The sequence below is a fragment of the Salinimicrobium sp. WS361 genome, assembly GCF_050750585.1.
Taxonomy (GTDB): domain Bacteria; phylum Bacteroidota; class Bacteroidia; order Flavobacteriales; family Flavobacteriaceae; genus Salinimicrobium.
In genome coordinates this window covers 1-8,750 of sequence record NZ_JBOJLM010000032.1, presented here as the reverse complement: position 1 = coordinate 8,750, position 8,750 = coordinate 1, and the positions used below count along the sequence as shown (strand labels likewise).

The 8,750-nt window shown below is 42.0% G+C and carries 8 protein-coding genes; 3 read left to right on the top strand and 5 right to left on the bottom strand.

Features of this window, described 5'->3' with window-relative positions:
- Window positions 1-107 precede the first annotated feature (107 nt).
- The 5 genes from ACQ93I_RS16895 to ACQ93I_RS16875 all read right to left on the bottom strand — a co-directional run bounded on the left by ACQ93I_RS16895 (window position 108) and on the right by ACQ93I_RS16875 (window position 6,701).
- Window positions 108-3,188: an efflux RND transporter permease subunit gene (locus tag ACQ93I_RS16895; RefSeq protein WP_431699547.1), complete on the bottom strand. Its 3,081-nt coding sequence runs from the start codon at window positions 3,186-3,188 to the stop codon at window positions 108-110.
- Window positions 3,189-3,206: 18 nt separating this feature from the next.
- Complete coding sequence (locus tag ACQ93I_RS16890; protein ID WP_265164266.1) at window positions 3,207-4,709, bottom strand: efflux RND transporter periplasmic adaptor subunit; 1,503 nt, start codon at window positions 4,707-4,709, stop codon at window positions 3,207-3,209.
- Between the two features lie 15 nt (window positions 4,710-4,724).
- Window positions 4,725-4,991 carry a hypothetical protein gene (locus ACQ93I_RS16885; RefSeq protein WP_431699545.1) on the bottom strand — a complete coding sequence of 89 codons (267 nt, stop codon included), beginning with the start codon at window positions 4,989-4,991 and terminating at the stop codon, window positions 4,725-4,727.
- A gap of 16 nt (window positions 4,992-5,007) precedes the next feature.
- Window positions 5,008-6,192, bottom strand: coding sequence for a TolC family protein (locus ACQ93I_RS16880; protein WP_431699544.1), 1,185 nt, complete (start codon window positions 6,190-6,192; stop codon window positions 5,008-5,010).
- Between the two features lie 71 nt (window positions 6,193-6,263).
- Window positions 6,264-6,701: a hypothetical protein gene (locus tag ACQ93I_RS16875; RefSeq protein WP_265164269.1), complete on the bottom strand. Its 438-nt coding sequence runs from the start codon at window positions 6,699-6,701 to the stop codon at window positions 6,264-6,266.
- Between the two features lie 331 nt (window positions 6,702-7,032).
- On the opposite strand from ACQ93I_RS16875, the gene ACQ93I_RS16870 reads away from it, so the two are divergent.
- From ACQ93I_RS16870 to ACQ93I_RS16860, 3 genes are all read left to right on the top strand, one after another.
- Window positions 7,033-7,419, top strand: a complete 387-nt coding sequence (locus ACQ93I_RS16870; RefSeq protein ID WP_265164270.1) for a DUF302 domain-containing protein — start codon at window positions 7,033-7,035, stop codon at window positions 7,417-7,419.
- A 257-nt stretch (window positions 7,420-7,676) separates the two neighbouring features.
- On the top strand, window positions 7,677-7,724 hold the full coding sequence (locus ACQ93I_RS16865; RefSeq protein ID WP_265165396.1) for a hypothetical protein: 48 nt from the start codon (window positions 7,677-7,679) through the stop codon (window positions 7,722-7,724).
- Between the two features lie 144 nt (window positions 7,725-7,868).
- Window positions 7,869-8,480, top strand: a complete 612-nt coding sequence (locus ACQ93I_RS16860; protein WP_311683905.1) for a hypothetical protein — start codon at window positions 7,869-7,871, stop codon at window positions 8,478-8,480.
- The last annotated feature ends 270 nt before the right edge of the window (window positions 8,481-8,750 follow it).

Here is an 8,750-nt window from a genome sequence, read left to right as displayed (position 1 = left end):
CCCGGTTTTCCACAGAAAGGATTAACTTCAGAACCAAACCTCAATCTATCAAAAATAAAAAATCCCGAAATTTTACTTTCGGGATTTTTAAAAATTACTCTTGAGTATTAAAGTTTCTTAGTAACAAGATCATACACACAAGGGATTACGACCAGGTTCAGAATGGTTGCCGAGAGTAACCCCCCAAGTATCACCACAGCCATCGGGCTCTGGATCTCACTTCCCGGTTCCCCTCCTTTTAAAGCTAATGGAATAAGTGCCAGACCTGTAGTGAAGGCTGTCATTAGGATCGGATTTAACCGGTCCAATGCGCCCGATTTGATCAATTCAAAACCTCTTAAGCCTTCCTGCCGTAAGTCTTCGTATCTGGACACCAGTAGGATTCCGTTTCGAGTAGCAATCCCAAAGAGACTAATGAAACCGATAGTCGAAGCTATGCTCACAATTCCCGATGTAAAGTACACGATAAGGATTCCCCCGATCAATGCCAGCGGCAGATTGATAAGGACGATAAAAGCCAGTTTGACATTCTTAAATTCAAAATACAGCAACAGGAAAATTACCAGGATCGCCAAAACAGCTGAAATCATCAGCATCTGTGAGGCTCTGGATTCACTTTCGAATTGTCCGCCGTATTCAACCCTGTAACCTTCCGGAATATCTACGGAAGAATTTACGGTTTCCCTGATCTTTTCTACCGCGCTTCGCAGATCCCGTCCCTGCACATTGGCAGCTACAACGATCTTACGCTGTACATCTTCCCTGCTAATGGTATTGGGGCTGCTTACAGAGGAAACTGTGGCAAGCTGTTCCAATGGCACCTGTGAGCCGTTCGGAAGTCCTATTAAAGCAGTTTTAATATTCTCAATACTGTTTCTGAACTCCTCACCATATCTCAGCACAAGGTCAAAGTATTTTTGACCTTCATAGATCTCCCCTACCTCGTGGCCGGCAAAGGCAACATCCACCTGTTCCATTAATTCGCCGACAGTCATGCCGTAAGCAGAGAGGATCTGGCGTTTTGGCGTGATCTTGATCTGCGGCACCTCGATCTGCTGATCAACCGCTACATCGGCAAGTCCGTTGATGGGGCTTATACTTTGCTCCACGTCTGTTCCAATTTCATAAAGCTGTTGCAGATCGGGTCCGAATATTTTGATCGCAATATTTGCCCGGGTTCCAGAAAGCATATGGTCGATTCGGTGAGCAATGGGTTGCCCTAAAGTGATATTTACTCCGGGCACCATACTCAGTTTTCCCCTTACCTCTTCAAAGAATTCTTCCTTCGATTTTTCTTCCAGTGTAAAAGGCACATCGATCTCGGCGGCATTTACCCCCTGGGCATGCTCATCCAATTCGGCCCTACCTGTCCTTCGGGTCACCACATCAACTTCGGGCATTTCGAGTAACAGCTGTTCTACCTGTCTTCCTGTCTTGTTGCTTTCTTCCAGGGACATTGCCGGAGGACCAACTACGCTGATCACCAGGGAACCTTCATTAAATTCCGGAAGGAAACTTCTCCCCAGCTGTGTGAAAAGGGCGATACTCAGTAAAAAAGCGATTACAGTTACTCCAATCACCGTTTTAGGGATCTTCAGTGCTCGGTTGAGAGTTGCGGCGTAACGCTGCTGTAACCATCTTTCAACTTTGGTTCCCTGAGCCTGCTTCTTCAGCATTTTTTCATCTTTTAAAAGATAAGAACATAACACCGGAGTAACAGTAACTGCAACCACCAATGAGGTCAAAACTGAAGTGATAAAAGCAATTCCAAGTGGCTTCAGCAATCTGCCTTCCATTCCGCCAAGGAAAAACAACGGAATGAATGATACGATGATGATGAGCGTAGCAATGATAATCGAACTTCTTATTTCCACCGAAGCGTCCCTGACCACCGTAATAACAGATTGTCTTTCCGCTTCCGGTTTTCGAACATTCTCCCGCAGGCGTTTATAAACGTTCTCCACATCAATAATGGCGTCATCTACCAGTGCACCAATGGCAATAGCCATACCTCCCAGGCTCATCGTATTAATAGTGTACCCCAGCCATTTTAAAATGATTATGGACACCAGTAAGGAAATTGGGATGGCCAGCAGTGAAATAAAGGTGGTACGCCAGTTCATAAGAAAAATGAACAGCACGATAACCACAAAAAAGGCACCTTCGAGCAGGGTCATATTAAGGTTGCTAATCGAAGCATCAATAAAATCGGCCTGGCGGAAGATCTGACTTTTGATCTCGACACTTTTCGGCAAACTTGTTTCCAGTTCGGCGATGGCCTCATCCAACCTTTCGGTAAGTTCCAGCGTATTTACATCGGGCTGCTTGGAAATAGTCAGGATAACTGCCGGTTTTGCGTTTAGGGAACCATCCCCGATCTTATCGGCAGCACCTATCTGCACTTCAGCAACATCTTTTATCTTGATGCTCTGCCCGTTGACCTGTTTGACTACAGCTTGCTCCAGGTCTTCCACGGCGTAAGCTCTGCCGCTACCTTTGATGATATATTGATTCCCGTATTGATTCAAAAAACCACCCGGTGCATTCATATTTGCCTCCTGCACTTTTTCAGTCAGTTCGGCAAGGCTAACGTCGTAGTGCTTCATTTTTGCCGGATCGGCAAAAACCTGGTATTGCTTGTAATCCCCGCCTATCACCACCACGTTTGCAATCCCTCCAATGGCTTTGATCCGTGGTCGAATCTGCCAGTCTGAAAGTGTTCTCAGTTCCATTGGGCTCAGACTGTCTGAAGTCACTCCCAAAAGCATTACCTCGCCCATAATAGAAGAAATAGGTGCCATGGTCGGAGCGCCTACTCCACCCGGCAGGTTCTCACGCACCATGGGAATCCTTTCACTAACGATCTGTCTTGCTCTGTATATGTCGGTACCCCAGTCAAATTCAACCCAAACAATAGAAATTCCCGCAGCTGAAGAAGAACGGATCCTTCTCACATTTGGGGAACCGTTCATCGCGGTTTCGAGCTGGTAAGTCACCAGTTTCTCTACCTCTTCACTCTCCATACCGTGAGCTTCGGTAAGAATGGTCACTGTAGGTGCTGTAAGGTCTGGGAACACATCCACGTTCATGGTGCGTGCGAAGTAGAACCCTGTAACACTAAGCACTACCGCTGCCAAAAGCACAAGAAGGCGGTTGTGAAGTGAAATCGATAATATTTTATTTAACATCTAATTTTTGTTTCAGGATTAATGTTCGTGACCGTGACCCGGTGTTTCACCTGACATTGAAGCCATCTTTACCTGGTAATTGCCGGTTGTTACAACGACTTCCCCCTCTTGCAGTCCGCCCAAAACCTGTGCGTTCTTCCCATTTCGTTTTCCGATCCTTACCGGCCGTCTCTCGAAGCTTTCGCCGCCGGTTTGTACAATGACAGAATAGTTGCCATAGTCCTCCAGCAAGGCAGCTTCAGGAACTACAACTACTGTTTCAGCCTCTCCCAGGGCGATCTGTACTTCGGTAAAACTGCCTTCGGGCATTTCAACCACGTCATTTACTTTGACATAAACTGGAATCATTGGCTTTCCATCCTGCACCTCTTTGCCCACAGAAACAATGGATCCATCAGAATTTAATGCACTTTCCCAATCCCCCTGATCATTCCTGTACCAGACATTGGCGATGGATTCCTTACTTGGATTATAAGTCGCACTTAACTGGGTTTTCAGGAGTCGAGATTTGTCAGTACCTATAGTAATCAAATTTGCTCCCTGTTCCACATAATCTCCGTTAGAGGTATTGATGGATTTGATAAAACCGTCAAAAGGAGCGCGAATCTGCTTTCCGCCGGCTCCATAGTTAGAAGCCAGCGCACGGTAATTCGCTTCGGCTACGCGAAAATCACTTTCTACCTTTTCGAATTCCGCTTTGGGAACTATTCTGTCTTGATAAAGTTCCTTTTTTCGCTCATATTCGGCTTTCGCCTGGTCGTACCTGGCTTTCGCCTGGGCGATCTCCGCCTGAATATTATTGGAAGAAAGTCCTTCACTGCTCAAAGTCATCAACAACTGACCTCTGTTCACCTCGGAGCCTTCCGTTAAATTTTCGGAAACAAAATTCACCATTCCGTTAGCGCCGGCTGCAACGGTTTTATAAGTTCCCGGTGCCGCCTGCCATACTCCCGAAGTATGAACGATATCATAGACTTCACCTTTAGTCACAGGTTTTGTCTGAAAATCGATTTTCCAGGCCTGCTCCTTCAAAAAGCTTATTCCGGCTTCTTCTGCAGCCTCTATATTTTCTGCAGCTTCCGCCACCGAAGAGTAAACCCGTACATTTTCGATCACGATCCTGTCTGAATATTCAGGAGTTTTAAGGTCAAAGACCAGGTTGTAAGTTCCCGGCTCTTTCGGTTGTAAAGCGGGAGAAAAAATTCCGGGTGAAGAAGGTGCTTCCGCAGTATTACGAATACCGCTATCACCTCTTACAAGACTTACTGTCACCGATCCTTCACGAATCGGTTTATGTTTGCCCAACGAGGTGAAATGGGCAGCGAACTTGCTGATCTTTCCCTCCACCAAAGCCGGATATTCCACGAAAAGCTCCGTCTGGTCTGTCCACACGGTTTTGCTTATGGCCGGAACATCACCTGTAAGGTGGTTTCCTTCGGCATCGTGCGCATGGTCTTCTTCCGGGTTATTTCCGCAGGAATAAAGAAAAAGCGAGATGCACACTATAAAAATATATTTCATATCTGATTTTTAATTTTAGTGTTCGTGGTGCTCGGTACCATCGTCATGCATATGGCTTTCCTCTTCCTCGTGAGACATATCCAGAGAATCCTCGCCTACTGTGAACTCTTCCTGCATATGCCCCCCATCTTCATCATGTGGATGACCATGCTCTTCTTCCTCATGGGCGTGAGCTTCGACTCCCTCTCCATGTTCGTGCCCGTGATCTTCATTAGCTGTATCTCTACAAGCTGAAAAACCAAATACTAATATTGCTGCGAAAAATAAATTCCTGAATTTCATAATGTTTAATTTTAAATTACAATTGATGTTTTAAAAGTTGTGCTTTTAGCTGAAAAAGCTCTTTTTGCATTTCCAGCATTTTGTTATGCGCCTGCCGGTAAAATTCCACTTCCCGGTAATAATCAAGAAACGAGAATTCTCCCAGCTCATAGGCTTTAAATAGAAGTTCTTCGGAATTCAGGTCTTTAAAGGTATCCCGGTATTCCTCGTATTTCTGCTTTATTAACTGGTATTGCCGGTAATTTTCCTGAAATCGGGTATAGAATTGGGCAGTCTCGGCTCCGGCATTAGCCTGCACGTATTCCAACTGAGCTTTGGCAGCTCTCACTTTATTCTTACTATTCCATAGCGGAATGGAAAGTCCCCCTAAAAAGCCGGAATAATTGGTCGAATTCACTCCCTGATAATTATATCCAATGGTAAGATCTGGCAAAATTTTATTCTTTTGCAGTTTCACCTGTTGTTCCGCCACCGCCTCCAGGGCAGTCAACATTTGGACCTCGGCATCTGCGGAAAGTTTTTCGTTCCAAAGCACCTGCATTTCGGCAACTTCAGCGTCTTCAATGAACAGGATTTCATCTGCCTGAACCGGATTTCCCCCATTCAGTTTCTGAAGTTCCATCAAGGTGTTCTTCATTTCAATCTCTATTTGGTCCAATTCAAATTGTTGCTGCAGCCAGGCAACTTTGGCCTTATTCAGCTCCAGGATCCCGATCTGTTCCGCATCGAATAATCGCTGGATCTGTTTATACACCTGTTGTGCCTGTTCCAAGCGCTGTTGCTCCAGCTCTTCTCGCTGCTGCAGAATTTGAAGCTCGAAAAGCTCTTTTTTGGCCTGCAGAAGGACTTCTTGGCGCATGGCGTCGTACTCTAGTTCGAGTAGCTTCTTTTGTTTGTCAATCCGTTTGCTGCGGGCCGCATAGACCGTCGGAAATTCAAAGCGCTGAGATATTTGATATTCATAATAATCTTCTGTCTCATGCTCCCCAAATGGTAAATAATATGCTGAAGCCTGAGGGTCCGGCAGATTATTTTCAGTTTTGTTTCCAAGCTGCTGACTGCGAATAAACGACTGATATGCCTGTAGCTGCCTGTTATTCTGGCTTATCTCCTTTAAAATGTCATTCCTTCCGGTATTCTGGCCAAATGAGCCGGTAGAGATAAGGAATCCGCAGAAAGCGGAAACTATATATCTGAACATAATTTTTGATTTTAGTTTAATCTATATGATAAGATCGGCCTGCTATTTTAAATAGTGGCCTGACTAGTTAATCAAACTAAGTCGGGAGGTCCCCGAAGTGAGAGTATGGATAAATAAGGGTTGAAATATTCATTGGGAGGCTGATAAATTTCAAAACTTTCTGAATCTTGATCAGCTAAAACCCAATTCTCTGAATAGTATTTATTTGAGGCTTTCTTTTTGGCTTCTGTCTTTTGCAATCTTACATCCTCGGAATATTCCTTAATAACCGGAATTTCATTCAAAGCAATCGTATGCGAATGAATGGCCAACAGATAGGACAAGAATCCCCCCTGCTTATCTTCTTGCTTCTTTTCGTGGTGATGATCTTCACCGGAATGATGATGATGCGCAACCTCCTTCTTCTCCTGCCCATGTGCATGGTGTGCATGTGGAATTATCTGATGAAGAGACATCAGCATAAAGATACCAAGGAGGAATAAAGCTTTTATTTGAGATTTTGTACGCACAGACTACAAAAGTAGTAATTTATCACAGAGATTTGAGAAAAAATAGTAAACCACAAGAACCTTAGCTCCTATGGTTTATACTTCAACTAATTAAATTGCTAACTATTTAAGTTATACATTTAAATAAAATTTCTTTTGAGTTAGAAAATCATGTAAAATACCAATTTCCACTACTTCGAGTTCTTCGAGGGTATCATCTTTAATAACTTGAACTTTTTCAAAGAAAAGCCGCAGATGACGATTAAGCTTAAAATCTTATGTAACAATTGTTACTGAAAGTCTCTTTATATAAATTTATTTTCATGAGTTAATCATTTAAAAAGAAAAATGTATGAAATATTATTTTGCCAAAACAGTGTCGGGAGAATTTGAAGAAGTAATTAAAAAAGTTACCAATGAATTGGAAAAGGAAGGTTTTGGGGTGCTCACCCAAATAGATATAGCAGCTACCCTAAAGAAGAAACTGGATGTTGATTTTAAAAAATATCAAATCCTGGGTGCCTGCAATGCTCCCTACGCACACAAAGCACTAAAAGCCGAAGATAAGATCGGTACTATGTTGCCTTGTAATGTAATTGTTCAGGAAGTGGCAAAGGGTAAAATTGCGATCGCTGCAGTAAACCCTTCGGCATCTATGCAGGCGGTAGGAAACAAAGATTTAGAAGAGATCGCCACAGAAATTGGAAATAAACTACAAAAAATAGTGGATAACGTTTAAATTAAACAACTTCGGAGTATTTAAATCTCGATTATCGAGTAAATTTTCCAGAATTTGGAGAAAGAAAAACGAACTCAAAAAACTAAAACTCAGAATTATACTGAAAGCCGGAAAACCGTATCGATTTGGAATTCTATCAAAGAAGGTATAATTCACGAAGGATGGCAGGATACGGTTTTATTAATGCCCGGAATGAAAATTCGTTTGATAATGGATTTCAACGATTTTAAAGGTCTTTTGTATATCATTGCCATAATCTGGAACATGAGGATATGGGAATGATGAGAATTTTCCTCATAAAATAAAGCCTTTCATAAGAAAAGGGATAGATATTATATAAACTACTTTTATAAAAGCTCCTTAATATCCTTAATGAGTTGAACAGGACCAGAAAAAATAAACTTTTTATAAATTTAAATAACCGATTTAATAATTTTTAAAACTAGAATATGAGAACAATAGTAAAAACTTTAATGATTATTGGAGTAGCAAGCACTTTACTTAGCTGTAAATCAACCTTCAATGCTGCCGAAACGATGGATGTAAATGAAAATCGATATGCGGTCTATCAGGAAATTATATCGAATCCGAATAATTTTAAGGAATTTATTGGCCAGGCTCAGCAAAGTGAAGAGGCTAAAAAAATCATGATACAGGAACACATGCAAATGATGGAATCGGGAAAAATGAAAGGTATGATGGCCAATAATCCCGAAATGAAAGAAAAAATGAAATCGCATATGCAAAAAATGATGGAGGAAAATCCTGAAATGCAGGAAATGATGATGAAAAAAATGATGGATAAGCAGGAAATGCGTCAGAAGATGATGGAAAAAATGCAGGAAAATCCGCAAATGCGTAAGCAAATAATGGAAAAAATGCACGGAATGATGCGAAAAAATCCGGAAATGCGTGAACAGATGACACAAAGTATGCAAAAAATGATGCAGGAAAACCCCGAGATGATGGAAAAAATGATGCAGAAGATGATGGAAAATCCAGAGATGATGCAAAAAATGAAAGATAAGATGAAACAAAAACCAGGAAATCGTAAAAACTAGAATTCTAACCGCAAAAAATATTCAAATACATACATTGAAAAATTAACTCCTAAATCTGAGGAAGAAGGATATTTAAAAACATTTGTGTCCGGTTAAATTTTTAAAAGCGGGATTCCCTTGATGGGTTTCCCGCTTTAGAGTAATTTGGTTTTTACCACAAAATCAAATACTATGAACAAAAGTACTCACTTTAGCGGACATCCAATAAATAAAAAATTAGGACTATCTCATAAACTGTGTAAATGTAAAACATGTAGGTTTGCCAACCTC

Excerpts from the sequence above, each read along its gene's own strand:
- ACQ93I_RS16895 (WP_431699547.1), bottom strand. The coding sequence starts at position 3,188 with ATGTTAAATAAAATATTATCGATTTCACTTCACAACCGCCTTCTTGTG.
- ACQ93I_RS16890 (WP_265164266.1), bottom strand. The coding sequence starts at position 4,709 with ATGAAATATATTTTTATAGTGTGCATCTCGCTTTTTCTTTATTCCTGC.
- ACQ93I_RS16885 (WP_431699545.1), bottom strand. The coding sequence starts at position 4,991 with ATGAAATTCAGGAATTTATTTTTCGCAGCAATATTAGTATTTGGTTTT.
- ACQ93I_RS16880 (WP_431699544.1), bottom strand. The coding sequence starts at position 6,192 with ATGTTCAGATATATAGTTTCCGCTTTCTGCGGATTCCTTATCTCTACC.
- ACQ93I_RS16870 (WP_265164270.1), top strand. The coding sequence starts at position 7,033 with ATGAAATATTATTTTGCCAAAACAGTGTCGGGAGAATTTGAAGAAGTA.
- ACQ93I_RS16860 (WP_311683905.1), top strand. The coding sequence starts at position 7,869 with ATGAGAACAATAGTAAAAACTTTAATGATTATTGGAGTAGCAAGCACT.